This is a genomic window from Oleiphilus sp. HI0066 (assembly GCF_001635725.1).
Genome location: NZ_LWFH01001313.1, coordinates 1 through 1,093, shown reverse-complemented (window position 1 = coordinate 1,093; position 1,093 = coordinate 1). Strand labels below are relative to the sequence as shown.

Here is a 1,093-nt window from a genome sequence, read left to right as displayed (position 1 = left end):
TCGCGATAAATCATCATCGTATTCGACCAATTGTTATCGCAATGACTTTCGTTGTCACTTGCGCATATAAAAACAGATTGGTTTTCTTTAATCGCGAGGCTGCGCGCATACATGATGGCTTGAATAACAGTGCGTGCATTTTGCTCGACACGTTGTTTTTCAATAAACGAAAAACTACCAAATGAAATGCCAAATGTGATGGCGATGATTGTAAAAGCGATGAGAAGCTCGAGTAGCGTAAAGCCACGCGAGTAATGCGAAGAATATGTCATAACATCAATCCTTGATGAGAATAAAAAGTTGAGTCAATCCTTTAACTCGTGCTCCATTTTCATCAGCCAGCGCGTAGAATACAAGCGCATATTTTTAAGGGGATTTGAATGAAGGCGATTGTTGTTGGTGCGGGTGTGATTGGCATGTTGCAGGCTCGTGATTTGGCACACAATGGGTTTGATGTGGTTTTGTATGACCAAGGCCAACTAGGGCGCGAAGCGAGCTGGGCAGGGGGAGGAATTATCTCTCCGTTATATCCCTGGCGTTATTTGGCTCCAGTGACAGCGCTCGCAAAGCGCTCGCAAGCTATCTACGCCGAGCTGATTGAAGATCTCGAAGCGGAAAGTGGTATCGATCCAGAGATTAGCCATCACGGCTTATTAGTGTTGAATGTTGAAGACCAACAGGCTGCGCTTAACTGGGCCGAGAATAATGCCTCTTGGATGGAAACAATTTCTGCCGAACATCTCTATGATCTAGAGCCAAAACTGAAAACAGGTTTTGCATCGTCTTTGTGGATGCCAAAGGTTGCGAGTGTTCGTAATCCGCGCTTATTAAGAGCCTTAAGGACCATCATGAATCTTCACGCGGCCATTACCGTGCGTGAGAATCAAAAGATTGCAGGGATTGATGAGGGTAGAGTGAGCTTGCTCTCTGGCGAAATAGATTATGCTGACTTAGTTGTGGTTTGCTCGGGGGCATGGACATCTCAGCTCATGCCTCAGATCTCGTCAGAGATTGAACCTGTGAAAGGCCAAATGCTGGTGTTTGATGCGCCAGTCGGTTTAGTCAATCGCGTAGTGTTGAGTGATGGCCGATA

2 protein-coding genes are annotated in these 1,093 nt (G+C 45.9%); one reads left to right on the top strand and one right to left on the bottom strand.

Features of this window, described 5'->3' with window-relative positions:
- Positions 1–272, bottom strand: a 272-nt coding sequence (locus tag A3738_RS19365) for a Tfp pilus assembly protein FimT/FimU (RefSeq protein WP_156504346.1), incomplete at its 3' end; no start/stop codon positions are given.
- Between the two features lie 108 nt (positions 273–380).
- Here A3738_RS19365 and A3738_RS19360 point away from each other — a divergent pair.
- The coding region (locus A3738_RS19360) for an FAD-binding oxidoreductase (protein ID WP_156504345.1) at positions 381–1,093 on the top strand (713 nt) is incomplete at its 3' end.